Source organism: Yersinia aldovae ATCC 35236, from assembly GCF_000173735.1.
Lineage (GTDB): Bacteria > Pseudomonadota > Gammaproteobacteria > Enterobacterales > Enterobacteriaceae > Yersinia > Yersinia aldovae.
The window spans coordinates 14,151-37,991 of sequence record NZ_ACCB01000031.1 but is presented as its reverse complement, the minus strand read 5'-3'; the positions used below and the strand labels follow the sequence as shown (position 1 = coordinate 37,991).

Sequence of the window (23,841 nt, the reverse complement as noted above, 5' to 3'; positions counted from 1 at the left end):
GTTTAAGAAAGATAGCATGACATTACGTGAAAAAAGGTGATCTGCACTCAATAATGGAATCGTTTACATTTTATTTGCTGTTAGCGTAATCCTCGTGAGTGCATAAATACAAGGAGACAAACAAGGATAGGCAAATAATAAGAGAAATGATGGTCACAACAAAGATATCTGAAGTGGTAGCGTTCCCATCCATCAATTTAGCAAGAATGTCCTGCTCCAAATGGGCTGAGGCCGATAGCTGACAGATTCAGATATCGGCTCAGCATCAGAGTGGTTAGTGTGATAAATACAGTGGATAGGTGAAGAACAGTAAATGCATTAAGTTGAGTGCGAAATGGAATGCCACCGCAACCCATAAGCGCCCGCTCCACAACCATGCCAGACCATAAATCACCCCAGCCAGTGCGGCAAATACCATTAACAGCGGGCCGCCTGCAAAATGCGCCGCACCGAAGAGGAGTGCGGTGATCAATAGCGCCGGATAGGAGCCTAGCCATTGGCTTAATCGTTGTTGTAGATACCCACGGAAAAGTGCTTCTTCAGCCAGGCAGACAAAGAATACGTTGGCGATAACAAAAGAGCCAATCCACGGTGGCGTGTGCAGCTCAATCTTCAGACCGCCTAACGCCACCGCCAGTAACAGTAATGCTGGTATGCAGGCGATCAGCGCGGCCCAAGCCATACGGCCAACCGAGGGATGTTTTGAGACAACAAACAGCGTCGGCAGGCAGGCCAATAAGATGAATGGCACCAGTGCTTTATCGAGATTGTAATACATACTAAAGGGCGCACTGAGTGGCCCTGCTTTAACGTGATCCAATACTTTTAGATTGTTAAAGCCGGGAACCAGGTGCAGGAACAGCGCGATCGACGCGAATACCAGCAGCAGCTCCAGCCCACAGGCCAACCACGTTCGTTGACGGTATTTTTGTAATAGCAGAGCAATAAGCAGCGTCAACAGCAAGAAGGCGGCTGAGGGGAGTGTCAGAACACCGTGATAGAGAGCCATTGCCAACGATAACAGCATGAGAAACAGGGCTAGCACCCGGTTTAGTGACAAGAAAAGTAAAGAAGCTGCAAGCATGCCCCACATAAGTCGTCCCTTTGTTGTTAAATCCTAATGAGTTATTGAATATTGTGAGTCAGATAAGGTCAGACATTATCCGCCATCAGCTCTGGGTATGGCTGATGGCAGGCATAATAACATAACAGACAGAGGATAAATGCCAGACTAATTGAGAAATACCTCACTGATTCTGTTGAAAAGAGTGTAACGATAAATGTCAGTTATGTTTGGCGGGCAACCTATCCTGCCGGTAGTAATAAATATCATCGCTGGGAACAAATGTTAGGCGATGGGTGATACATTGCGGTGCATCTTCGGCATGGTGAGAGACGAATAACAGTTGGGTTTCTCCCTCGCTAATCATCACATCAATAAAACGCCGTACCAGCAGGCGGTTAATGGGATCCAGACCTTGTAGCGGTTCATCTAGAATCAACAGCGCTGGGTGCTTTACCAGTGCTCTGGCTATCAAAGCCAGCCGTTGCTGACCCCAGGATAAGCTGTGAAAAGGCTGATTAGCCGTGGTGGTAGAGAAGCCCAGTAAAGCCAGCCATTGGTCAGCCAATTGCTGTTGGCGATCAGATACTGCCTGATAAATACCAATCGAGTCGAAAAATCCGGATAAAATCACACTACGCACACTGGCACTGACGCGGTAGTCCAAATGCAGGCTGCTACTCACATAGCCAATATGGCGCTTGATATCCCAGATGGTTTCGCCACTACCACGGCGGCGGCCAAACAGTGTTAAATCGTTGCTATAGCCTTGTGGATGATCGCCGGTTATCAGGCTGAGCAGGGTGGATTTCCCCGCCCCATTCTGGCCGATGATTTGCCAGTGCTCACCGGGGTTTACCTGCCAGGTCAGATTATGCAAGATAGGGCGGTCATTGTATTCGACCACACCGTTATGCAATATAATCAGTGGTTTATCCTGTGGTGGGTGCACCTGTTGTTGTGGGTTTTCCGCATCGGGTAACGACAATCCAGCAAGATTTTCGCTGTGGGCCAGTTGTGCAATCAGCGCTTCGGACATGATTTGCTGACGTGGGCCGGTATGCGTTAGGTGGCAATCCGCCAGCACGCCAACGAATCGTACAAAATCGGGGATATCATCAAAACGATTAAGCACCAAAACCAGCGTTACCCCTTGGGCACAAAGGGCTGAGAGCATTTTTGCCAGTTGCGCGCGCGCCGCCACATCCAGGCCATCAAAAGGTTCATCCAGAATCAGCAGGTCCGGTTGTGACATTAACGCCTGGCACAGCAGTGTTTTGCGAGTTTCACCGGTAGAAAGGTACTTGAAGCGGCGTGAGAGCAGGTGGCTAATATTAAATTGCGTTGCCAGTTGCTGGCAACGTTGTGGAGCGTTGACCTCTTCTTGAATGATTTCAGCGGTGGTGCGGCCGGTATCGTCTTCATCGGCGCTGAGTAGGTCAGTATTATTGCGTTGCCACTCTTCGCTGACTAACTGTTGTAGCTGCTCGAATGACAAACGTACACCGTGGTGAAAGTTGCTCTGGCGCGAGCCGTTCAGCAGGATCAACTCACCTGATAATGCTCTGGCTAGCGCAGATTTTCCGCTGCCATTCGCGCCAACAAACGCCCAGCTATCGCCCAATTTAATGTTCAATTGCGGCAAGATGAGTGTCCGGGTGTCACTCAGGCGAAAACAACCTTGCGATATTTGCAACTCAGTCATCATTTTCCCCACATTTTGCAACACAGTATGGCGTTAGGAGTAAGCGGAAAAGTATCGAATGTCAACAGACACATTTAATGTTCAGAGTTAATTACCAAGCTAAGTTATTCAGCAAAGTGTCGCGATAATGACTCTATCTGCATTAAATTGTGCGATAACATCACTGCCAGCGCGTAAGTTAAGGTTATGTAATTCACGGTTGTTTTGTGTCGAGCATAAACTGACTCCCCCGGCTAACGTGACAATAACCTCACTGTGGTCATGGCCCGGTTCGATACTGGCGACGGTGCCTCGCAGAGCGTTATCCGCCGCCCCCGCCAGTGCCTGATCTGTGACCAGTTTTACCCACGGCGCTTTAATTAAGGCTAACACCTCTTTGCCTGCTGATAGTTGCAGACGGTCGGCACTTTGTTGAGTCAGTGCGGCAGATAAACGGGTTTTGCCATCGGAGAGCAGGATATTGACATGCTGCTGCACCTGTTGGTGATCGCGCTCAATGACGGTACCGAAAAACTGATTACGGGCGCTGGTTTGCAGCGAGAAACGCGAAATGGCTGCCAGCAGGCTATCTAACGGCAGTGAATCATCTTTCAGGACATCAAAGGCTTTTTGCTGAATCTTGGCGAGCAAATCATACAACTGAATTAAGCGTTCACCGTAGCGAGTCAGGTTGGCACCCCCGCCCCCTTTGCCACCGGTTGCCCTTTCTACCAGTGTATCCTCGGCCAACGTATTCATTTCATTAATTGCATCCCAGGCACTTTTATAGCTGATTCCGGCGAGTTTCGCCCCCTGGCTAATCGATCCGGTATGTTGAATTTGTTTCAATAGTGCAATACGGCGCGGATCGGCAAATAGGCGTTGCTGAAGTTTTAGGGTAAGAAGAATTTCGGCCTGCATATTTTCTACTCCGGCGGGAAAGGGTTACTGTTATCTAACCGCCTGTTTATACTTAAATCGCACGTTTGGCAGGTTACATTTTTTTCTCATTGGTTAAAATAACAGGGTTCATTCATTGCTGATATAATTTACAGTAAATGATAGGTGTTGGTTATTGTGATAACGTTGGGTTATCGCGAAATAAGCTGTAATGAGAGGCTGGCATGTTAGAACTATTGAAAAGTCTGGTCTTTGCCGTGGTCATGGTACCAGTGGTGATGGCAGTGATTTTGGGGCTGATCTATGGGCTGGGTGAGGTGTTTAACATCATCTCCAAGAGCGGCCACAATAAAGAACGCTCTTGATCTGATTTCTACATGCCCGGTGTATCAACGCTGGGCATTTTCGTTTTTACCCCTCAGCCTGCGCTTTTCCACTTTTCCACTTTTCCACTTTTCCACTTTTCCACTTTTCCTCAACCTCTTGCCCTCACTCAAGTTATCTCACATCTTGCCGATAAATCACATGACCTGCCTGCGATGTTACGTTATATTCCGATCTATATAACGGAAATGACTAACGCGGAGAACAACATGAAGAATCAATACGGTAAAGTGAGCCAATGGGCAGCGAGCGCAGTACTGCTGGCCGCATTTTCTGGCCCTACCCTTGCCGCTGACAACATTACGGTATTTGCGGCCGCCTCGTTGACCAATGCCTTACAGGAGATAGCGGCGCAGTATAAAAAGGAGAAACAGGTTGATGTGGTGGCCTCTTACGCCTCTTCTTCTACCCTGGCACGCCAGATTGAACAGGGTGCTCCGGCGGATCTATTTATCTCCGCTGACCAGCAATGGATGGATTATGCCATTGATAAACAGCAAATAGTGGCTAATACTCGCTATACCCTGTTAGGTAATGAGTTGGTATTGATTGCACCACAAGACAGCCAAATTACTAAAGTGGTTATTGATAAAAAAACCGACTGGAAGAAACTGCTGGATGGCGGCCGTTTGGCTGTTGGTGACCCTGATCATGTTCCGGCGGGGATTTATGCTAAAGAGTCACTAGAGAATTTAGGTGCCTGGGCAACTTTAGCGCCGGAAATGGCGCGTGCTAATAATGTGCGCAGTGCGATGGCACTGGTTGAACGTGCAGAAGCACCACTGGGTATTGTCTATGGTTCAGATGTCATAGCCAGTAACAAAGTTAAAGTTGTAGGGATATTCCCGAAAGCGAGTCATAAGCCGGTTGAATATCCGATGGCGATTGTTAAAGGCCATGAAAATCCGACAGTTAGCGATTTTTATCATTATCTAAAAAGCCCGCAAGCCGCTGAGATTTTCAAAAATTATGGATTTACCCCACGCTAATGATATTAAGCGAGTATGAGTGGCAGGCCATTATTCTTAGCCTGAAGGTTTCCGGTGTCGCGGTGGCGTGCAGTTTGCCCTTGGGTATTTTAATAGCATGGATTCTGGTGCGTTGCCATTTCCCCGGTAAGTCATTGTTAGACAGCGTTATTCACTTGCCACTGGTGTTGCCTCCGGTGGTGATTGGTTATCTGTTGTTGATAAGTATGGGGCGGCGCGGTTTTATCGGTGAGTGGCTCTATAGCTGGTTTGGCATCAATTTCAGTTTCAGTTGGCGTGGTGCAGCGCTGGCCTCGGCTGTGGTTGCTTTTCCGCTGATGGTCAGGGCTATCCGGCTGGCACTTGAAGCGGTGGATACTCGGCTGGAATTGGCGGCCCGCACCTTAGGCGCTCACCCTTGGCGGGTATTTTTCACCATTACGTTGCCGCTTTCGTTGCCGGGGGTGATTGCCGGTACGGTGCTCTCTTTCGCCCGTTCACTGGGTGAATTTGGTGCCACCATCACCTTTGTCTCCAATATTCCCGGAGAAACGCGCACTATTCCGCTGGCCATGTACACCCTGATTGAAACCCCCGGCGCTGAGGCCGCTGCTGCCCGTTTGTGTGTCATCGCGATTATCCTGTCGCTGGTGTCCTTACTGTTATCTGAATGGCTGGCCCGCTGGGGTAAAAAACGCATGGGGGTTCCATGCTAGAACTGGATTTCAGTCAACAGTTGGGTGATTTGGATTTACGGGTTACCGCCAATCTGCCCGCTGAAGGTATTACGGCCATTTTCGGGTTGTCGGGGGCGGGTAAAACCTCGCTTATCAATGTGATTGGCGGCTTGACTCGCCCACAGCAGGGCCGAGTGGTGCTTAATGGCCGGGTGCTGGTGGATGCGGAGCAACACATTTATCTGCCACCGGAAAAACGCCGCGTGGGTTACGTATTTCAGGATGCGCGTCTGTTTCCCCACTATCGCGTGCGGGGGAACTTACAATACGGTATGGCTACGTCGATGCGTGGGCAGTTCGACACTATTGTTGGTTTGCTGGGTATTGAGCCATTATTGGGGCGCTTCCCGCTGACCCTCTCGGGGGGGGAGAAGCAGCGGGTCGCCATTGGCAGGGCGTTATTGACTGCCCCCGAGTTGCTGCTGATGGATGAGCCTCTGGCTTCACTGGATTTACCGCGTAAGCGCGAATTGTTGCCCTATTTGGAACGGTTAGGGCAAGATGTAAAAACGCCTATTTTATATGTCAGCCACAGCATGGATGAAATCCTGCGTCTGGCCGATCAGGTGGTGGTGATGGATGCCGGTAAAGTCCGTGCGGTCGGTGGGCTGGAGGCGGTGTGGGCCAGCAGCGCATTGCGCCCGTGGCTGCAACGAGAAGAGCCGAGTAGCATCTTGCGGGTTAATGTAATTGGTCATCATGATCGTTATGCCATGACCGCACTGGCTTTAGGCGATCAACGCTTGTGGGTGGGTAAACTGGATGCTGATGAAGGCAATTCAATGCGTATTCGCATTAATGCCGCAGATGTGTCATTGGTGCTACAGCCGCCACAAAGCAGCAGTATTCGCAATATTCTGCCAGTGAAAATTGCCGAATGTCTGGATGTTGACGGGCAGGTGGATGTTAAACTCGCGCTCGGTGATCAATGGCTGTGGGCGCGAATTACGCCGTGGGCGCGGGATGAACTGGGGCTAAAGCCCGGTCAGTGGGTTTATGCGCAGATAAAAAGCGTTTCGTTTAATCGGCAGAATTAAACGCTCAGCACTACCCGCCGGTGAGTCAAGGGGCGGGCACTCCGACGGCTTATGCCGTTAGCCCGAACGGAGTGTTTCCCATTGATTCAGCTTTATAAGTTGCCTGAAGCGAGCCTAACAGGGGGGACTCTTTAGACTTAGCTATCAAGCCAGTACATGCTGGCGGATAACGTGAGCAATGCCCGGCTGCTCGTTATCGGCAATCACCAAATCTGCGCGCTGCTTGATGGCATCGGCACTGTTGCCCATCGCCACCCCCAGACCTGCGGTTTCCAACATGCTCAAATCGTTAAAGTTATCACCAAAAGCGACCACCTCCTTCATGCTCAGCCCTTGAGATTCAACCCACTGTTGCAGGCGTTTACCCTTGCTGTTGCCCGCTTGCGCGACATCGACCTGATCATGCCATGACCATTCACAGGCCAGCCCCATCTCGCCTTCGATGGTGGTGGCAAAGGCTTTTAACTGTTCGATATCGACATGGGAAGTGGCAAATTTCCAGATTGATGTCGCACTATAAGCGGCATCTATTAAGCTATCGACATGAAGTAGCGTCGGGCGTTGCTCTGGTGGTAATGACTCAGCCCAATTCAGCGAGCGAATGACGTGGTCACTGGTTTTCTGATACAGCATCGCGTCGTCGACATACATCAAGCCATGAATATGTGTTTGCTCCAATAGCCGCAACACCTGAATCGCTTGTTCTGGTTCTAATGGATCAGAATCCAATACTTTTTTCGCCTGATAATCATAAAGATAAGTGCCGTTACAGCAAATCGCGGGCGTATCAAGTTGTAATGCCTGATAGAACGGGTGAATGGCAACATGGTGGCGGCCAGTCACAACAATCACTTTAACGCCCTCAGCACGAGCTTGAGCCAGTGCCGATAAGGATTCAGGCAGAATACGTTTTTTATGATCCAGCAGTGTTCCGTCCAGATCCAATGCAATTACGCGATATGTCATGGCAGTTTTAGTCTCGTAAATGGCGAATGAAATTATATGGTTGAATATTATTTCCGATGGTACACCGGATGGCGAGTTGATTAAACCTGATAGGGTAATCGCCAGCATGAACGGCTAAAAATAAGCAGGATAAGATGTAAACCGCGCGACGACAGACGGTTGTTATGTCCGCGTAGTCAGGTAAGCTAGGCTAAAATAGTGTGTTAAACGCGATATTTGGTTTAGGTCGAAGTGGCTAAATCAGGCCCATTCGACCAAACAGCATTGTCTAACAGGCGCGACTAAGGAGTAAAGATGAAGCAAGTGGTTTACGTGGCAAGCCCAGACAGTCAGCAGATTCATGTCTGGCAATTAGATTCAGCCGGTGAATTAACTTTATTGCAAACCGTGGATGCGCCCGGCCAGGTGCAACCGATGACAATCAGCCCGAACCAGCGTCATTTGTATGTCGGGGTGCGTCCTGATTTTGGTATCGTCAGTTATAATATTGCAGGTGACGGCACCTTGACGGCTGCGGGAATGGCGCCACTTCCCGGCAGCCCGACCCATATTGGCACTGATTTGCAAGGCCGCTTCCTGTTCTGTGCCTCTTACAGTTTCAATTGCGTGAGCATCAGCCCAATTAATGAACAGGGTGTGGTGCAGGCGCCTATTCAGCAATTAGATAATTTGCCCGCGCCGCATTCGGCAAACATTGACCCGACCAATCAAATCTTACTGGTTCCTTGCCTGAAAGAAGATAAAGTGCGGTTATTTGATTTAAGTGTTGATGGCAAGCTGACGCCTCATGCGCAGGCCGATATCGCGGTGGCCGCCGGTGCAGGGCCACGTCATATGGCTTTCCATCCGAATCATCAAATCGCTTATTGCGTCAATGAACTCAATAGCTCGGTAGATGTGTATCAGATAAGCGATAACGGCCAAGAATATAAGCTAATCCAGACGTTGGATGCGATGCCAACTGATTTCAGCGGTACGCGCTGGGCGGCAGACATTCATATCACGCCAAATGGTCGCCATTTGTATAGCAGTGACCGCACCGCCAGCCTGCTGAGTATTTTCAGTGTCTCCGACGATGGGCGCACCATTTCACCGGCAGGGCATCATTTGACCGAAGCACAACCGCGTGGCTTTAATATTGACCACAGCGGTAACTTCCTGATTGCGTCCGGGCAAAAATCAGATCATATCGAAGTGTGCCGTATTGATAACAATAGCGGTGAGCTAACCACCCTGAAGCGCTATGCGGTAGGGAAAGGGCCAATGTGGGTCAGTATTGGTGAGCCAAGAACTTAATAAATAATGTTACCAGGCGGGGAAACGTGCCGAATGGGTCGTAACGGCACCCACCGGCGCTGTCGCCCCGCCCGTCTCCAGAGTATATTGTCCACCACTGCTTTAGTGGATACTCATCGCCACCGCATCCGTTAACCGCGCCAGTGAGTGCGGCGAGATAATATAAGGCGGCATCAGGTAAATCAGTTTACCGAACGGGCGGATCCAAACGCCATGCTCAACAAAGCTCCGTTGTAGGCGGGCAACATTCACCGGCTCTTTCATTTCAACGACTCCGATAGCTCCCAATACCCGTACATCAGCCACCGTTTGGCGTTCTACCAGCGGCAGTAACGCCTGCTTTAATTGATTTTCTATCGCGCTAACCTGCTGTTGCCATTGATTTTGCGCTAATAGCGTTAGACTGGCTGAGGCCACGGCACAAGCCAGCGGGTTTGCCATAAAAGTCGGCCCATGCATAAAGCACCCAGCATCACCGTTACTGATGGTTTCAGCGACGTTTCGGGTCGTGAGGGTGGCGGATAGCGTGAGATAACCGCCGGTCAACGCCTTACCCAAACATAAGATATCCGGCACAATCTGCGCATGTTCACAGGCAAAAAGTTTACCCGTCCGGCCAAACCCGGTGGCTATCTCATCGGCAATCAGCAAGATCTGATGCTGGTCGCACAAAGCTCTCACCTCCCGCAGATATGCCGGGTGATAAATACGCATCCCGCCTGCGCCCTGAACTATCGGCTCAAGGATAACGGCGGCAATCTCGCCAGAATGCTGTGCAATCTTGTTGGCAAAATCAGTAATATCTTCCGGGTTCCACGACTGGTCGAAGCGGCACTGTGGTGCATCAGCAAACAGATTTTCAGCCAAATAACCCTGATACAAACTGTGCATTGAATTTTGCGGATCACAAACCGACATCGCGCCGAAAGTGTCACCGTGATAGCCATGACGCAGCGTTAGAATACGTTGCCGCCGCTCTCCCTTGGCCTGCCAATACTGCAATGCCATTTTCAGTGCCACTTCCACCGCCACCGAGCCGGAATCCGCTAAAAACACACACTCCAGCGCCGGTGGGGTGATGGCAATAAGCTGCTTACACAACTCTACTGCTGGCGGGTGGGTGATTCCGCCAAACATCACATGCGACATTTTATCGAGCTGCTGATGTGCCGCCTGATTCAGTACCGGATGATTGTAACCATGTATTGCGGCCCACCATGACGACATGCCATCGATTAGCCGCCGGCCATCAGCCAGTTGCAACTCAACGCCATCGGCTGCCACCACCGGATAGCAGGGAAGGGGGTCAGTCATTGAGGTGTAGGGGTGCCAGATATGGCGTTGATCAAAAGTGAGGTCAGCAGGCGTCATAGGGATCTATTGTAAACTAAATTGCATCAAGAATGGTTGACAGTATATCGGGTTTATTTACACTGGCGAAACTTTTTTCTCTTCTGAGAGAGGCCGTAATGGCAAATTATACTCACTGGACCGTCGGGCAAGCCCAAGCCCTGTTTGAAAAACCGCTGTTGGAATTACTGTTTGAAGCGCAATGTGTTCATCGCCAGCATTTTGATCCGCGTCAGGTACAAGTTAGCACTTTATTGTCGATAAAAACCGGTGCCTGCCCAGAAGATTGCAAATATTGCCCGCAAAGTTCGCGCTATAAAACTGGCCTGGAAAGTGAGCGCCTGATGCAGGTTGAACAGGTGTTGGAGTCTGCTAAAAAAGCGAAAGCTGCCGGTTCAACCCGTTTTTGCATGGGGGCGGCGTGGAAAAACCCGCATGAACGTGACATGCCCTATCTGGAGCAGATGGTGGAAGGCGTCAAGGCGATGGGGATGGAAACCTGTATGACGCTTGGCACACTGGATAAACAGCAAGCTCACCGGTTGGCAGAGGCTGGGCTGGATTATTACAACCACAATCTCGATACCTCGCCGGAATTCTACGGTAGCATCATCACCACCCGCAGTTATCAGGAGCGGCTGGATACCTTAAGCGAGGTTCGTGACGCCGGTATTAAAGTCTGTTCCGGTGGTATCGTCGGGTTAGGGGAGACGGTACGCGACCGTGCCGGATTGCTGGTGCAACTGGCAAATTTACCCAAGCCGCCAGAAAGCGTGCCAATCAATATGCTGGTAAAAGTCAAAGGCACGCCGCTGGAAAATAACGAAGATGTTGATGCGTTTGAGTTTATCCGCACTATCGCGGTGGCGCGTATTATGATGCCCGCTTCCTATGTGCGGTTATCCGCTGGTCGCGAGCAAATGAACGAGCAGACGCAGGCCATGTGCTTTATGGCGGGGGCCAATTCAATTTTCTACGGCTGCAAATTGCTCACCACGCCAAATCCGGATGAAGACAAAGACCTGCAACTGTTCCGCAAGCTGGGTTTGAACCCACAACAAACAACCACCGAACAAGGCTCTCGTGAGCAACAGCAAGCATTAACCGAGCAGTTGCTGTATGGCGATACCACTCAGTTTTATAACGCGGCACGCTGATGAGTTGGCAGCGCAAGATAGAACTGGGGCTGCAACAACGCCATGATGCAGCCGCTTACCGCGTTCGTCAGGTGAATAACGGCGCTAACGGGCGCTGGTTGCAATCTGGCAGCCGCCAATATCTCAACTTTTCCAGTAACGACTATTTGGGATTAAGTCAGGATGCGGCAGTCATCGCCGCCTGGCAGCAGGGCGCACAGCGCTATGGCGTTGGCAGTGGGGGGTCTGGCCATGTTACCGGTTATAGCCAACCCCATGCGCATTTGGAGCAGCAATTAGCCGACTGGCTGGGCTATCCACGCGCCTTGCTGTTTATTTCCGGCTATGCTGCTAATCAGGCGCTGCTGGCGGCGTTAACCGCTGCCGATGACCGAATATTAGCCGATAAACTCAGCCATGCCTCGCTGTTGGAGGCGGCAGCGCACTCGCCGGCTCAACTGCGGCGTTTTACCCACAATCAACCTGATTCGCTGCAAAAACTGCTGGATAAACCCTGTTCAGGCCAGACATTGGTGGTAACTGAGGGGGTTTTCAGTATGGATGGTGACAGCGCGCCGCTGGCGGCTTTGCAGCAAAACGCGGCAGCAGCGGGTGGCTGGTTGCTGGTGGATGACGCGCACGGTATTGGCGTTTGTGGCGACGGTGGGCGTGGCAGTTGTTGGCAACAAGGGGTGAAACCCGAACTGCTGGTGGTGACGTTTGGCAAGGCATTCGGGCTTAGTGGCGCGGCCGTATTGTGTCAGGAGCCGGTGGCAGAGTATCTGCTGCAATATGCCCGTCATCTGATTTACAGCACCGCGATGCCGTCAGCACAGGCTTGTGCCTTGCAAGCCGCGTTATTACGTATTCAGCAAGGTGATGATTTACGTTTGCAACTCCAGCAGCGTATCGGCCAATTCCGTGCCGGTGCAGTGGGTTTGCCACTGCAATTAGGGGCATCAGAAACTGCTATCCAGCCGCTGTTGGTGGGGGATAACCAACAAACGCTGACTCTGGCAGCACAACTGCGTGCCGCAGGTTTATGGGTAAGCGCCATTCGGCCGCCAACCGTCCCCCCTGGGGGGGCAAGATTACGTATTACGTTGAGTGCCGCGCACCAAGCGGAAGATATCGACAGATTGCTGGAGGTGTTGCATGACGTATGTCATTGACCCCCCGTTTCCCACAGAAACAATTGATAAACCGGCCATTGCCGCCGCTTTTAGCCGTGCGGCACAGAGCTACGATTCAGCCGCTAAGTTACAGCGTACAACCGGTGAGGCGCTGCTGGAACGGGGTTTACGGCATACAGGGGAAACCGTACTGGATGCTGGCTGTGGAACGGGTTTTTTCAGCCGCCGCTGGCGCGAACTGGGGAAGCGGGTTGTGGCGTTGGATCTGGCGGCAGGTATGTTGGAGTATGCCCGCCAGCAGCACGCGGCTGATGACTACTTACTGGGTGATATTGAGCATATTCCCTTGCCGGATCAATCGGTTGATATCTGTTTCAGTAACCTGGCAGTGCAGTGGTGCTCGGATCTGGCGGCGGCACTGATGGAGCTTTATCGGGTCACTCGGCCCGGTGGCCTGATTCTATTTTCAACGCTAGCCGATGGCTCCCTTGATGAATTGGGGCAAGCGTGGCAACAGGTTGATGGTAAGCGCCATATCAATGATTTTCTTCCATTTGGGCAAATCAGTGCGGCCTGTCAGGGGTATCGCCACCAACTGACGCCGCAGTTACATCAACAACAGTTTCCAGATGTGATAGCCCTGATGCGCTCACTGCAAGGTATCGGTGCGACACATTTACATCATGGGCGCGAGACTGGTCTCAGTGGGCGTCAACGGCTGGCGGCGCTGCAACAGGCTTATGTCGTACAGTCAGGGGGTTATCCGCTGAGCTATCAACTGGTTTATGGGGTTATTTATCGTGACTAAACGTTGGTTTATCACCGGTACTGACACTGATGTCGGTAAAACAGTCGTCAGCTGCGCATTGCTGCAAGCGGCGGCCAATCAGGGCTACCGCACCGCCGGATACAAACCGGTGGCTTCAGGCAGCCAGATGACGGCTGACGGTTTGCGCAATAGTGACGCGTTGGCGCTACAGGCCAATAGCAGCGAGCCATTGCGCTATAGCCAGGTCAATCCACTGACCTTTGCGGAAGCCACCTCTCCCCATATTGCCAGTGAAAATGAAGGGCGCGAGATTCAGCTAACTGAATTATCACAGGGTCTACGGCAGTTAGCGCAATCAGCCGATTGGGTTCTGGTTGAGGGTGCGGGCGGCTGGTTTACCCCGCTGTCGGCACAGGTCACTTTTGCTGATTGGGTTGAGCTGGAACAATTGCCCGTAATTATGGTTGTTGGGGTCAAGTTAGGCTGCATTAATCACGCCTTGCTCACCGCACAAGCTATCCGCCAAGCCGGGCTAACGCTGGCGGGATGGGTTGCCAATGAGGTGATTCCAGCCGGTGCGCGGCAAGCGGAGTATCTGGATACATTGGTGCGGATGATAAACGCACCGCTATTGGGGGTTATCCCGCATCTTACGGATATTACCGAACACCCGCTGACTGAACGCCATGATCTTGGCGGGTATCTGGACCTGAAGCCACTGGCCGTTAGCGAAGGGGGTTGATAGTCGTTATGCATTGCTGGATACGGGGCTAAACGCTATTTTAGCCCCGAGGGTTGCCTTACGGGGTCAACTGGCCAGGTGCTCAATAATCAAATCCTCATCCAATTGGTCCAAGGTTCCTTGGGCCACATTTCGGCCACCGGCCATCAGGCAAAAGCGATCAGCAACATGTTGGATAAAGGCCAAACGGTGTTCAACCAATAAAACCGTTAAGCCAAGGTTGCGGCTAAGTTGATGCAGAATTTGGCCGATATCCTCACTCAGTGGCGGCAGAGTATCGCCTCCCGGTTCGTCCAAAATCAGTAGTTCTGGCTCTGCGACCAGCGCTCTGGCTATAGCCAACTGCTGCTGTTGATAGCGGGTAAGATCTCCTCCGCGTTGGCTGCGTTTATCGTGCAACAGCGGGAAGAGATCAAAAACCCAGCCCGGAATGTGACGTGATTTATGGCGGCCAGCCAGTACGGCTACCAGCAAGTTTTCCTCAACACTCAGTTGGGAGAAGATCTGCTGCCCTTGCGGCACATACCCAATCCCAAGTGCTGTGCGCCCCTCAACAGGGTGTTGCAGCAGGTTTTGCGGTGGTTGGTGATTTGGCTGCCAGGTCATGGTGCCACTTTTGACCGGCAGATGCCCCATAATGCAATTAATCAGTGTTGTCTTCCCCACGCCATTGCGCCCGACCAGACAGGTGCATTGGCCGCGAGGTAACTCCAAACTGATATCCCACAGGATATGGTTTTGACCATAGTATTGATTCACAGCGGTTAAACTCAGCATCAGTGCTTCTCCTTAGTCGATCTCAGTAGCTCACAGGTGCCCCAGTGTTCTGTAACGGCTAGTGAAGAAGTAACCAGCAAATCTGCATACCCGATGGTGGCAGTACAGCATAAAACACCACACTTATAACGCGTGGTTGTTAGTGTAAATAGCAGGGTAATGAGTTGATAACGGCATTAAATGGTGTCAAGTGGCTATTTTTACCCTTAATCCTCCCACTTATTGCTTAATAGCCCGCTCGTTAGTGCGCTGCACTGTATTCGCCCATACCCCCTTATATTGCGATGATTCACAGAGTTAAATGCAACTCTTAGGCCAGCTTAGCGAATACGATAATAAAGTCTGCATGTTAACGGTTTGTAAAAGGTTTTGGTTTTCTCTCCGTGTAAATGCGCGAAGGCCCGCAAGATAAAGACTGCCGAGCGGTCAGGATGTTGCACTTAAGCGGTGCCTCAATGCGAGAAAATGGTGCAATAAGAGACACTTTGGTTAAAAGGTATCGGTTCTGTGAATGAGCTAGTGAAATTTATGGAATTAGCAAGTGGTTCAGTTAGTACTAATTGAAATATATGCCGAAACAAAAATGTATAAAAAACACTAAAAAAGCACGTTTGTCCCTATTTCATCGCTAGGCTGCGATTTTCTCCAACTCCCAGCCTCTATGGGGTTGAATGAGTTATCCACCATTCCTGTGGATAACCTTGTGCATTAGCCATAGAAAACTGGTGAGAGGCTAGAGCGGGCGCGGCTTTGGTACTTGTTGTCCGGATTCTCTACTTTTTATTAAATATGCTTTATTTCAATTAGTTAACTAAAATCAAGCAAGCAAAATATTGCGCTGGAAATGCTGCGTAATGTTTAAGCAAATTGCTGCTCATCGTTTGATGTTGTTAACTGCTGGGGATAAAAAGGCTTTTACAGTGCAATCAGGGGCCTGGCGTCACAGTAACGAGGCAAATATTCACAAAGGAAGAAAATAGTGGCATTTTGGTGCTTGAAGCTGGTTTTATATCCAGTATCATAGAGGTGGCAAAAATCGATGGGGCTTCCATAATTAGCCTCCTGACAGTCTGTGTTTCTCCAACGGGTAGCGAATTCATGAGTAAAATATTCAAACTACATTCTGAGTTTAAACCCGCCGGCGACCAGCCTGAGGCTATCCGTAAATTGGAAGAGGGGCTGGAGAATGGCCTGGCACACCAGACGCTGTTGGGAGTAACGGGGTCAGGCAAAACCTTTACCATCGCCAATGTTATTGCTGATCTCAACCGGCCAACAATGGTGCTGGCCCCGAACAAGACCCTCGCCGCCCAGTTGTATGGCGAGATGAAAGAGTTCTTTCCCGAGAATGCGGTAGAGTATTTTGTCTCTTACTACGATTATTATCAGCCAGAAGCCTATGTTCCAAGCTCTGACACCTTTATCGAAAAAGATTCATCGGTAAACGAACATATTGAGCAAATGCGGTTGTCGGCCACTAAAGCCTTATTAGAACGGCGGGATGTCATTGTTGTTGCATCGGTTTCGGCTATTTATGGTCTGGGCGACCCGGATCTCTACCTGAAAATGATGTTGCACCTGACCCGTGGCATGATAATCGATCAACGCTCAATTCTACGTCGCTTATCTGAATTGCAGTACAGCCGAAATGATCAGGTCTTTCAGCGCGGTACCTTCCGCGTGCGCGGCGAAGTGATAGATATTTTCCCTGCGGAATCCGATGAATGGGCGCTGCGGGTTGAACTGTTTGATGAAGAAGTCGAAAAGCTCTCTGTCTTTGATCCCTTGACTGGCCAGTTGCAGCATGAAGTGCCGCGTTTTACAGTTTATCCGAAAACGCATTACGTGACCCCGCGCGAACGTATCTTGCAGGCAATGGAGGAGATCAAGGTTGAATTGGCTGAGCGGCGTCAAGTGCTGCTGGCTAACAATAAATTGCTGGAAGAACAGCGAATTGCCCAACGTACCCAATTTGATCTGGAAATGATGAATGAGCTGGGATATTGCTCAGGTATTGAGAACTACTCCCGCTATCTGTCTGGCCGTGGGCCGGGTGAAGCGCCACCTACCTTGTTTGATTATCTACCGGCAGACGGTCTGCTGGTTGTCGATGAATCCCACGTCACTATTCCGCAAATTGGGGGGATGTATAAAGGTGACCGGTCACGTAAAGAAACACTGGTGGAATATGGCTTTCGGTTGCCATCGGCGCTGGATAACCGCCCAATGCGTTTTGAAGAGTTTGAGGCACTGGCACCGCAAACTATCTATGTTTCCGCCACACCGGGTAAATATGAACTGGAGAAATCCGGTGATGAGGTTATTGATCAGGTAGTGCGGCCAACCGGTCTGCTTGATCCATTGATTGAGGTTCGCCCGGTAGCGACCCAAGTGGATGACCTGCTGTCAGAAATTCGTATCCGCGCTGCGATTAACGAGCGGGTGCTGGTGACCACGTTGACTAAACGTATGGCTGAAGACCTCACCGAGTATCTTGGGGAGCATGGCGCACGGGTACGTTACCTGCATTCGGATATTGATACCGTAGAGCGGGTCGAGATTATCCGTGATTTGCGTTTGGGCGAATTCGACGTGCTGGTGGGGATCAACTTACTGCGAGAAGGCTTGGACATGCCGGAGGTTTCTCTGGTCGCTATTCTTGATGCCGATAAAGAAGGTTTTCTGCGCTCAGAGCGCTCCCTCATCCAAACCATCGGTCGCGCGGCACGTAACCTCAACGGCAAAGCCATTTTGTATGGTGATAGAATTACCGCCTCAATGGAGAAAGCCATTGGTGAAACAGAGCGGCGTCGGGTTAAACAGCAGATTCACAACCAGGAGCACGGGATAACCCCGCAGGGGCTTAACAAGAAAATTGGCGATATCTTGCAACTGGGCAAACCGTCGACCCGTGGTAAAGGGAAAGGGCGGGGTGGCAAAGTGGCAGATACCCACGACTACCAATCCCTGCCGCCGAAAGCGCTGGATCAGAAAATCCGTGAACTGGAAGCGAAAATGTATACCCATGCGCAAAACCTGGAGTTTGAGCAGGCCGCCGATTTGCGCGATCAGGTGCATCAACTGCGCCAGCAATTTATCGCAATATCTTAATATCTTGCGGCACACCGCGATTCCCCGTAAGGTGTGCCGCTAAAATTAGGGTTACCAGACAATTATATCCCATAGATTTCGAGATGCCGGAAGGCGGCAAGAGCATTCCGGTGAACTGGGTAGAGGGCAGCCAATACACCTGCATCTTGAAGGATAGTGAGTATATCAACGATAAAAAAGGCAAATGATGAGCGACCATTTATCAAAAGATCCGTTACATGGTATCACCTTGGAAGCATTGCTGACTAAGTTGGTCGGACACTATGGTTGGGATGGCTTGGCCGACCGCATTCAGATTAACTGTTTCATTAGTGATCCCAGTATCAAATCAAGCCTGAAATTCTTACGCCGTACTCCGTGGGCCAGACAAAAAGTGGAAGCACTTTATATCAAGCTGACTGATAAAACGGATTGGCTGGAAGGTTCATCCTGATTGCTCTGTATTAATAAGCCTGCAAGTGCGGGCTTATTAATGATAGCCAAAATAGAAAAATAGTTTTTCATTTATATTCTACATAACAGCCAATGCACTTTTTTACCCTCTGTCTCTCTTAATGATTCTTTTCCATTGATTATTTTATAATGAAATTTAAGTATATAGTGTGTATTTAATTTAAATAATGAAATAAAAGTTTTACGCAAGTGTAATTTATTGACATGACTTATAGTTATGATTATTTTCAATGGAGTGAGATAGTGAATTCTCAATAATAACTAATGTTTTTTTCTTTTATTTTTTCTTTTTTTTAATGTGAGTTTATATTAAAGTTTTTTGATATGGACTTTTTATATGAAAGGGATTATCTCAGTAAATATACTGCTATTATTGACGATATTATTCACCTTCACCTTCCCCTCCCAGGCAGATGAAAGTGATGTGAAAAACGATAATTACATGGAAGTTATCGGGAGTGATCATGGCGATGCAATCATTAAACAAAAAGGTAAATTGGCGTTAATTCCGGGTGGGAGTAATCTGATTTTTCCTGACGAAGAAGGCCGATTAGCAACATTAGATGATGCACTGAAGCATCAATCTGGTTTGCTGGTATCGAACTTTTTTGGTGGTGCTGACCAGCCGCGTCTAAATATTCGTGGTTCAGGCGTGCAAAGTGCACCACTCTCCAGAGGTATCACCTTATTGCAGGATGGTTTGCCATTGAATGATGCTGACGGTGGCTTTCATATCAGTTTGCTGGAACCCCGTGAAAGTAAAATAATCAGCGTCCGTCGTGGAGCCAATGCCACTAGCTCGATAACTAACGCTCTGGGTGGGGAACTGGATTTTATTTCTTATACCGGTCGGGACGAATCGGGGCGATTACGCTACGAGTACGGTAGTTTCGGGCGACAAGGTTGGCATGGCGCAATTGGGGGAGAGCTAACCGAGCGATGGGATGGGCGTCTAAGTGTCAGCGGTGATAATTTCCGTGGCTACCGTGATCACTCGTCTTCACAGCGAAATGCAATTAGAACAAATGTAGGTTTTGAGCAAGGTCGTTTTACCAACCGTACCTGGTTGAGCTGGACCGACCTCCGTTTTGATGTGGCGGGGTCACTTTCTCAATCCGAAGCCAAAAATAATCCCACCTCTATCTATCCCTTGGTATGGGCCAGAGATCCGCGGCGCAATGTAGAACAAGCTCGGGCTGCCAATTATTCAATATGGCAAGGCCAAGGTTGGCAGCAGGAACTCGGTTTATGGGCGCAACATACTCACGACAATTTTATCACGCCAGCCGTGTACGTACTGAGTAGCGGAAATACTTACGGTATCTTATGGAATTCAGATTTATCGAGCGGTGAAATGAACTATCGTACTCGTTTGTCAGTTGAACGCTCTGATATGGCACGTGACCTGCGGCAAAATCGTCGTGAGACGACTCAGGATGGCAAATTAATTGGTAGCTACACAATGCTAGCTGAAAATCAAAATGTTGTCCTAGGGTTAGGTTGGCAAGCGAACGAAGACTGGTATTTGAACGTAGATATCAAAGGGACGCATTCGGTACGTAATGCCTATCCCCGTGATGGACGTCAAGAATCAAGGCAAAGTTGGTTTTTCATGACGCCAAAATGGGGGGTTATTTGGTTCCCTCAGCCACAATTTCGTGGGTTTGCCAATCTCAGCTGGAGTCATGAACCTCCGAGTTTCCGAGAGATTCTTTCTAATAATGGCAAAATTAACCGGTTAGCGCCTCAAAAGGCAGTAACAATGGAAGTTGGCGGTGAGGGGCAACTGGCATCTAAAATAAACTGGGATTTAACGCTATATCGTAGCATTGTAAGAAATGAATTAATTTCACTCTATGATCAAGAGGGTAATTCCACTGGCACATTCAATTATCGCCATAAAACATTACATCAGGGTATTGAGGCTGGGCTTAAAGGCGATATTCCGCTAAGGGATTCGGATATAGAATATCGTTTGGCCTGGATGTACAATGATTTTCGCTTTTTGGGAGGAGAATACCAGGGTAAAAGAATGGGCGGCATTCCACCCCAACAATTTTCCGCAGAACTGTTATACAAATGGCAATACTGGCGTGTAGGCCCCAATCTCCATTGGTTACCAGCGCGTACCCCGGTTGATCATGCTAATCGTTATGATGTCCAATTCCGTGATAAATTTGCTGTTTGGGGATTTAAAATTGATTATCGGCATCCTGATGGCTGGTCAACATATTTAAGTCTTGATAATTTAACGAATAAACGGTACGCGACTGCATCAATTGCTGGGCGGGAAGTGATATCAGAAAAAAATAATACATTATTTCCAGGAGTGGGGCGATCAGTTAATGGTGGGTTTACCTATCATTTTTAAAATTACTGACGAGGGGATATTTCCGCTCATGTAGGCTAAGTTGCAACTATTAATATAATTGGTAATGTCACTATGGTTAAGAATATCTATTCTATTATAATTCTCATCTGTCTATTTATATTTTCATCTCTACCGAGGGCATTAGCGAGTAGTGATATTAAATTCACTGATATGAATCAACGAAGCGTGCATTTGAACGGCCCGGTAAAGCGGGCTATTGTTATTCCGATCCCCGCATCTTCATTACTTATTAGTCTTGATAAAGGCTCAGATCGCCTTGCAGGTATACATCCTTTTGCCAAAGTCGCTGCCGAGCAAGGTATGCTGTCAAAAATGTTTCCGGCAGTAGCATCGTTACCCAGTGATACTGTCGGTCACGGTTTTATGCCAAATATTGAAACATTACTGAGTATTCAGCCTGATTTAGTGTGGCAATGGGGGCATTTAGGTAATGACATTATCGACCCTATCGTGCAGGCAGGCTTGAGTGTAGCCATCATTTCATATCCTTATCAAGATGATACGAAAATACAGCAATGGATTTCGCTGATAGGTAAATCTATTGGACATGAATTACGTGCTGAGAAGATTATCCGCTGGCGGCAGAAGGTATTACGGAATGTTGAGTTGCAGGCTGCGCTAAGACCCGATAAGCATAAACCTCGTGTGCTCTATCTTTCACGGTTTTTATCAGAAATTCAAACTATTAGTCGAACCTCTCATACCAATCAGGATATTCGACGTGCCGGAGGCGTTAGTATCACTGAGAATTTTAATAGGCCGCGAACGATTAATCAGGAGCAAATTATTGTTTGGAATCCAGATGTTATTTTAATTGGTAATTTTGAGACCGGTGTAATACCCCGCGATATATATACCAGTCTGGCATTAGCTGAGGTTACGGCCGTTAAGAATAAAAGAGTGTATAAAATTCCTAATGGAGGATTTATTTGGGATGCGCCAAGCCAGGAAACACCGCTCTATTGGCAATGGCTTACTGATATTTTTTATCCTAATAACATCATTTCCTCATTAAAATCAGAAATCGTTGAACGCTATGCCTTTCTTTATGACTACCGTTTGAGCCAACGCGAGCTGAATAAAATATTGCAATTTGACGCTAATAAATTGTCAGTCTATTACACCGAATTATTCAAGGACGAGTCATGAGATATTTCCGTTTATGTCGACAGAATATGACGGTATTTTGGCTGATGACATCGACTTTTTTGATTGCGGTGGTACTGGTTGCACTTTGTTCTGGGCGCTATCCTTTGAGTATCAACACGGTCATCGCTATTTTGTTGTCGTCAATATTTCCAATTGAGGATCTTAATTTATTTTCTCAATGGACAATGACTGAACAGCGTGTTGTCATTTCTATCCGTTTACCCCGGATTTTAATTGCTGCTTTGACGGGCGCGGGTTTGTCCGTTGCTGGTGCTGCACTACAGGGCATTTTCCGTAATCCATTGGTGGGGCCACAAATTATTGGTGTTTCTTCCGGTGCTGCTCTGGGCGGTGCAATCGCTATTGTCCTATTTTCCTCCTTGATATTAACCACCACATTGGCATTTATTGGTGGGCTACTGGCTATGGTATTAGTGTATTTCCTTGGGTGTTATGGCGGCAGTTCTCGGGTTTTGATGTTGATATTAGCCGGTGTCGTGATCAGTGCTTTTTTTTCCGCATTAATTTCTTTATTGACCTATTTTGCCGATCCTAATAGCACGTTACCCTCGATTGTTTTCTGGTTAATGGGAAGTTTTGCAACGATTAATTATCACAAACTATTTTTAGTTACTTTTCCTATTTTACTGGGAATCTTATTGCTGTTTTTATTACGTTTTCGCATCAATGTATTATCGCTAGGTGATGAGAGCGCAACAGCTCTGGGGATTTCAGTTGAAAAAACTCGTTGGTTAGTCTTGATTGCAACAACATTAATTACAGCTGCCACTGTAGCTGTGGCGGGCACTATTGGTTGGGTTGGATTAGTGGTTCCCCACATCGCACGGATGGCTGTGGGGTCGGATCACGGTAGGTTGCTCCCAGCTGCCGCAGTGTTTGGTGCCATCTATATGATTAGTGTCGATACCTTAGCTCGTAGTGCAACCAGTGCTGAAATTCCTTTAGGTGTCCTTACCGCATTGGTTGGCGCACCGGTGTTCATCTGGTTACTACGAAAAAACCAGAAGAAGGAGATAAATCGTGATTAATATTAGTGGGTTAAGTCTATCTCGAGGGGGAAAAATATTATTTGATAATCTATCATTCCATCTCAGTAAGGGGCAGATTGCAGCGGTTATGGGGACGAATGGGCGCGGAAAAACAACATTATTGCGTTTGATTCTGGGGCTTATTTCGCCAACTCGGGGGAGTACATACTTGTCAGCCGCAGCAGCCTATGTTCCGCAACAGGAGAGTACAACGTTCGCTTATACTGTGCGAACGATGGTTATGTTAGGGCGAGTACGCCATATGCGTTGGTATGATTCACCGACGGCAACTGATCACCGTATAACTGAAAATTGTTTAGAATATATGGGGTTACTACCACTGGCCGAGAAGCCTTTCGATCAGCTAAGTGGGGGAGAGCGTCAGTTGGTGTGTATTGCTCGCGCACTTGCCAGCGAACCACAAATTCTAATTTTGGATGAGCCAGCCGCTGCGTTAGATTTATCAAATCAAGACCGCGTGCTAAGTACGTTAAGAGAGTTATCAGTACAAGATGGTATAACGGTACTCTTTACGACTCACTCACCACAACACGCTCAACATATTGCAGATAATACCCTGCTGCTTTACCCGGAGGGCGAGTATTTCTATGGTCCCAGCGCTGAAGTATTGACCGATGAGCCATTGACGCGCTTATATACATTACCAATACATACCAGCAGGGTGAATTATCAGCACCGCGTGTTGGATGCTATTATTCCGATATTCAGTGATAGCTAGCAAGAT

21 protein-coding genes are annotated in these 23,841 nt (G+C 48.8%); 15 read left to right on the top strand and 6 right to left on the bottom strand.

What is annotated here, in order from left to right; translation table 11 throughout:
* Window positions 1–274: 274 nt before the first annotated feature.
* The 3 genes from YALDO0001_RS14225 to modE form a co-directional block, all read right to left on the bottom strand.
* Window positions 275–1,093 carry a CPBP family intramembrane glutamic endopeptidase gene (locus tag YALDO0001_RS14225; protein WP_042840126.1) on the bottom strand — a complete coding sequence of 273 codons (819 nt, stop codon included), beginning with the start codon at window positions 1,091–1,093 and terminating at the stop codon, window positions 275–277.
* A 190-nt stretch (window positions 1,094–1,283) separates the two neighbouring features.
* A complete protein-coding gene (gene modF / locus YALDO0001_RS14220) occupies window positions 1,284–2,768 on the bottom strand; it encodes a molybdate ABC transporter ATP-binding protein ModF (protein ID WP_042840124.1) in 1,485 nt (494 codons plus the stop codon).
* Between the two features lie 108 nt (window positions 2,769–2,876).
* Window positions 2,877–3,668 carry a molybdenum-dependent transcriptional regulator gene (modE, locus tag YALDO0001_RS14215; RefSeq protein ID WP_004704120.1) on the bottom strand — a complete coding sequence of 264 codons (792 nt, stop codon included), beginning with the start codon at window positions 3,666–3,668 and terminating at the stop codon, window positions 2,877–2,879.
* Window positions 3,669–3,871: 203 nt separating this feature from the next.
* On the opposite strand from modE, the gene YALDO0001_RS14210 reads away from it, so the two are divergent.
* From YALDO0001_RS14210 to modC, 4 genes are all read left to right on the top strand, one after another.
* The gene (locus YALDO0001_RS14210; RefSeq protein ID WP_004704117.1) at window positions 3,872–4,012 is read left to right on the top strand and encodes an AcrZ family multidrug efflux pump-associated protein; all 141 of its coding nucleotides are present in this window, start codon (window positions 3,872–3,874) and stop codon (window positions 4,010–4,012) included.
* Between the two features lie 228 nt (window positions 4,013–4,240).
* Window positions 4,241–5,020 (top strand): molybdate ABC transporter substrate-binding protein, encoded by a 780-nt coding sequence (gene modA, locus YALDO0001_RS14205; RefSeq protein ID WP_042840122.1) that lies wholly within the window; start codon window positions 4,241–4,243, stop codon window positions 5,018–5,020.
* Window positions 5,020–5,715: a molybdate ABC transporter permease subunit gene (gene modB / locus YALDO0001_RS14200; protein WP_042840120.1), complete on the top strand. Its 696-nt coding sequence runs from the start codon at window positions 5,020–5,022 to the stop codon at window positions 5,713–5,715. The genes modA and modB overlap by 1 nt, the downstream gene beginning before the upstream one ends.
* Window positions 5,709–6,773 (top strand): molybdenum ABC transporter ATP-binding protein ModC, encoded by a 1,065-nt coding sequence (gene modC, locus YALDO0001_RS14195; protein WP_042840119.1) that lies wholly within the window; start codon window positions 5,709–5,711, stop codon window positions 6,771–6,773. Before modB ends, modC begins: the two co-directional genes overlap by 7 nt.
* 144 nt (window positions 6,774–6,917) lie before the next feature.
* On the opposite strand, the gene YALDO0001_RS14190 is transcribed toward modC, so the two are convergent.
* The gene (locus tag YALDO0001_RS14190; protein ID WP_042840138.1) at window positions 6,918–7,739 is read right to left on the bottom strand and encodes a pyridoxal phosphatase; all 822 of its coding nucleotides are present in this window, start codon (window positions 7,737–7,739) and stop codon (window positions 6,918–6,920) included.
* Window positions 7,740–8,033: 294 nt separating this feature from the next.
* On the opposite strand from YALDO0001_RS14190, the gene pgl reads away from it, so the two are divergent.
* A complete protein-coding gene (pgl, locus tag YALDO0001_RS14185) occupies window positions 8,034–9,035 on the top strand; it encodes a 6-phosphogluconolactonase (protein ID WP_004704110.1) in 1,002 nt (333 codons plus the stop codon).
* A gap of 102 nt (window positions 9,036–9,137) precedes the next feature.
* Here pgl and bioA read toward each other — a convergent pair whose 3' ends face one another.
* A complete protein-coding gene (gene bioA / locus YALDO0001_RS14180) occupies window positions 9,138–10,406 on the bottom strand; it encodes an adenosylmethionine--8-amino-7-oxononanoate transaminase (protein WP_004704108.1) in 1,269 nt (422 codons plus the stop codon).
* 98 nt (window positions 10,407–10,504) lie between these two features.
* Here bioA and bioB point away from each other — a divergent pair, with 98 nt between their 5' ends.
* From bioB to bioD, 4 genes are read left to right on the top strand one after another with little or no spacing between them, the layout of a single operon-like run.
* Complete coding sequence (gene bioB / locus YALDO0001_RS14175; protein WP_042548241.1) at window positions 10,505–11,542, top strand: biotin synthase BioB; 1,038 nt, start codon at window positions 10,505–10,507, stop codon at window positions 11,540–11,542.
* On the top strand, window positions 11,542–12,693 hold the full coding sequence (bioF, locus tag YALDO0001_RS14170) for an 8-amino-7-oxononanoate synthase (protein WP_004704106.1): 1,152 nt from the start codon (window positions 11,542–11,544) through the stop codon (window positions 12,691–12,693). The genes bioB and bioF overlap by 1 nt, the downstream gene beginning before the upstream one ends.
* Window positions 12,677–13,462, top strand: coding sequence for a malonyl-ACP O-methyltransferase BioC (gene bioC / locus YALDO0001_RS14165; RefSeq protein ID WP_042840118.1), 786 nt, complete (start codon window positions 12,677–12,679; stop codon window positions 13,460–13,462). The genes bioF and bioC overlap by 17 nt, the downstream gene beginning before the upstream one ends.
* On the top strand, window positions 13,455–14,165 hold the full coding sequence (gene bioD, locus YALDO0001_RS14160; RefSeq protein ID WP_042840136.1) for a dethiobiotin synthase: 711 nt from the start codon (window positions 13,455–13,457) through the stop codon (window positions 14,163–14,165). Before bioC ends, bioD begins: the two co-directional genes overlap by 8 nt.
* A 66-nt stretch (window positions 14,166–14,231) precedes the next feature.
* Here the strand turns inward: bioD and YALDO0001_RS14155 are convergent, their stop codons facing one another.
* Complete coding sequence (locus YALDO0001_RS14155; RefSeq protein ID WP_004704100.1) at window positions 14,232–14,942, bottom strand: ABC transporter ATP-binding protein; 711 nt, start codon at window positions 14,940–14,942, stop codon at window positions 14,232–14,234.
* Window positions 14,943–16,040: 1,098 nt separating this feature from the next.
* On the opposite strand from YALDO0001_RS14155, the gene uvrB reads away from it, so the two are divergent.
* The 6 genes from uvrB (at window position 16,041) to YALDO0001_RS14125 (ending at window position 23,835) form a co-directional block, all read left to right on the top strand.
* Window positions 16,041–18,053: an excinuclease ABC subunit UvrB gene (gene uvrB / locus YALDO0001_RS14150; protein WP_004704096.1), complete on the top strand. Its 2,013-nt coding sequence runs from the start codon at window positions 16,041–16,043 to the stop codon at window positions 18,051–18,053.
* Between the two features lie 187 nt (window positions 18,054–18,240).
* Window positions 18,241–18,486 carry a VF530 family protein gene (locus YALDO0001_RS14145; protein WP_042840116.1) on the top strand — a complete coding sequence of 82 codons (246 nt, stop codon included), beginning with the start codon at window positions 18,241–18,243 and terminating at the stop codon, window positions 18,484–18,486.
* Window positions 18,487–18,843: 357 nt separating this feature from the next.
* Window positions 18,844–20,877 carry a TonB-dependent receptor family protein gene (locus YALDO0001_RS14140; protein WP_004704092.1) on the top strand — a complete coding sequence of 678 codons (2,034 nt, stop codon included), beginning with the start codon at window positions 18,844–18,846 and terminating at the stop codon, window positions 20,875–20,877.
* Between the two features lie 72 nt (window positions 20,878–20,949).
* Entirely contained in the window at window positions 20,950–22,047 is a 1,098-nt protein-coding gene (locus YALDO0001_RS14135) for an ABC transporter substrate-binding protein (RefSeq protein WP_042840114.1), read from the top strand.
* A 26-nt stretch (window positions 22,048–22,073) separates the two neighbouring features.
* Window positions 22,074–23,096, top strand: a complete 1,023-nt coding sequence (locus YALDO0001_RS14130) for a FecCD family ABC transporter permease (protein ID WP_042840135.1) — start codon at window positions 22,074–22,076, stop codon at window positions 23,094–23,096.
* The gene (locus YALDO0001_RS14125) at window positions 23,089–23,835 is read left to right on the top strand and encodes an ABC transporter ATP-binding protein (protein WP_042840113.1); all 747 of its coding nucleotides are present in this window, start codon (window positions 23,089–23,091) and stop codon (window positions 23,833–23,835) included. The genes YALDO0001_RS14130 and YALDO0001_RS14125 overlap by 8 nt, the downstream gene beginning before the upstream one ends.
* Window positions 23,836–23,841: the final 6 nt, after the last annotated feature.

What these genes read in the sequence shown, in the direction of transcription:
- YALDO0001_RS14225 (WP_042840126.1), bottom strand. Translation starts at nt 1,093, where the DNA reads ATGTGGGGCATGCTTGCAGCTTCTTTACTTTTCTTGTCACTAAACCGG.
- modF (WP_042840124.1), bottom strand. Translation starts at nt 2,768, where the DNA reads ATGACTGAGTTGCAAATATCGCAAGGTTGTTTTCGCCTGAGTGACACC.
- modE (WP_004704120.1), bottom strand. Translation starts at nt 3,668, where the DNA reads ATGCAGGCCGAAATTCTTCTTACCCTAAAACTTCAGCAACGCCTATTT.
- YALDO0001_RS14210 (WP_004704117.1), top strand. Translation starts at nt 3,872, where the DNA reads ATGTTAGAACTATTGAAAAGTCTGGTCTTTGCCGTGGTCATGGTACCA.
- modA (WP_042840122.1), top strand. Translation starts at nt 4,241, where the DNA reads ATGAAGAATCAATACGGTAAAGTGAGCCAATGGGCAGCGAGCGCAGTA.
- modB (WP_042840120.1), top strand. Translation starts at nt 5,020, where the DNA reads ATGATATTAAGCGAGTATGAGTGGCAGGCCATTATTCTTAGCCTGAAG.
- modC (WP_042840119.1), top strand. Translation starts at nt 5,709, where the DNA reads ATGCTAGAACTGGATTTCAGTCAACAGTTGGGTGATTTGGATTTACGG.
- YALDO0001_RS14190 (WP_042840138.1), bottom strand. Translation starts at nt 7,739, where the DNA reads ATGACATATCGCGTAATTGCATTGGATCTGGACGGAACACTGCTGGAT.
- pgl (WP_004704110.1), top strand. Translation starts at nt 8,034, where the DNA reads ATGAAGCAAGTGGTTTACGTGGCAAGCCCAGACAGTCAGCAGATTCAT.
- bioA (WP_004704108.1), bottom strand. Translation starts at nt 10,406, where the DNA reads ATGACGCCTGCTGACCTCACTTTTGATCAACGCCATATCTGGCACCCC.
- bioB (WP_042548241.1), top strand. Translation starts at nt 10,505, where the DNA reads ATGGCAAATTATACTCACTGGACCGTCGGGCAAGCCCAAGCCCTGTTT.
- bioF (WP_004704106.1), top strand. Translation starts at nt 11,542, where the DNA reads ATGAGTTGGCAGCGCAAGATAGAACTGGGGCTGCAACAACGCCATGAT.
- bioC (WP_042840118.1), top strand. Translation starts at nt 12,677, where the DNA reads ATGACGTATGTCATTGACCCCCCGTTTCCCACAGAAACAATTGATAAA.
- YALDO0001_RS14155 (WP_004704100.1), bottom strand. Translation starts at nt 14,942, where the DNA reads ATGCTGAGTTTAACCGCTGTGAATCAATACTATGGTCAAAACCATATC.
- uvrB (WP_004704096.1), top strand. Translation starts at nt 16,041, where the DNA reads ATGAGTAAAATATTCAAACTACATTCTGAGTTTAAACCCGCCGGCGAC.
- YALDO0001_RS14145 (WP_042840116.1), top strand. Translation starts at nt 18,241, where the DNA reads ATGAGCGACCATTTATCAAAAGATCCGTTACATGGTATCACCTTGGAA.
- YALDO0001_RS14140 (WP_004704092.1), top strand. Translation starts at nt 18,844, where the DNA reads ATGAAAGGGATTATCTCAGTAAATATACTGCTATTATTGACGATATTA.
- YALDO0001_RS14135 (WP_042840114.1), top strand. Translation starts at nt 20,950, where the DNA reads ATGGTTAAGAATATCTATTCTATTATAATTCTCATCTGTCTATTTATA.
- YALDO0001_RS14130 (WP_042840135.1), top strand. Translation starts at nt 22,074, where the DNA reads ATGACGGTATTTTGGCTGATGACATCGACTTTTTTGATTGCGGTGGTA.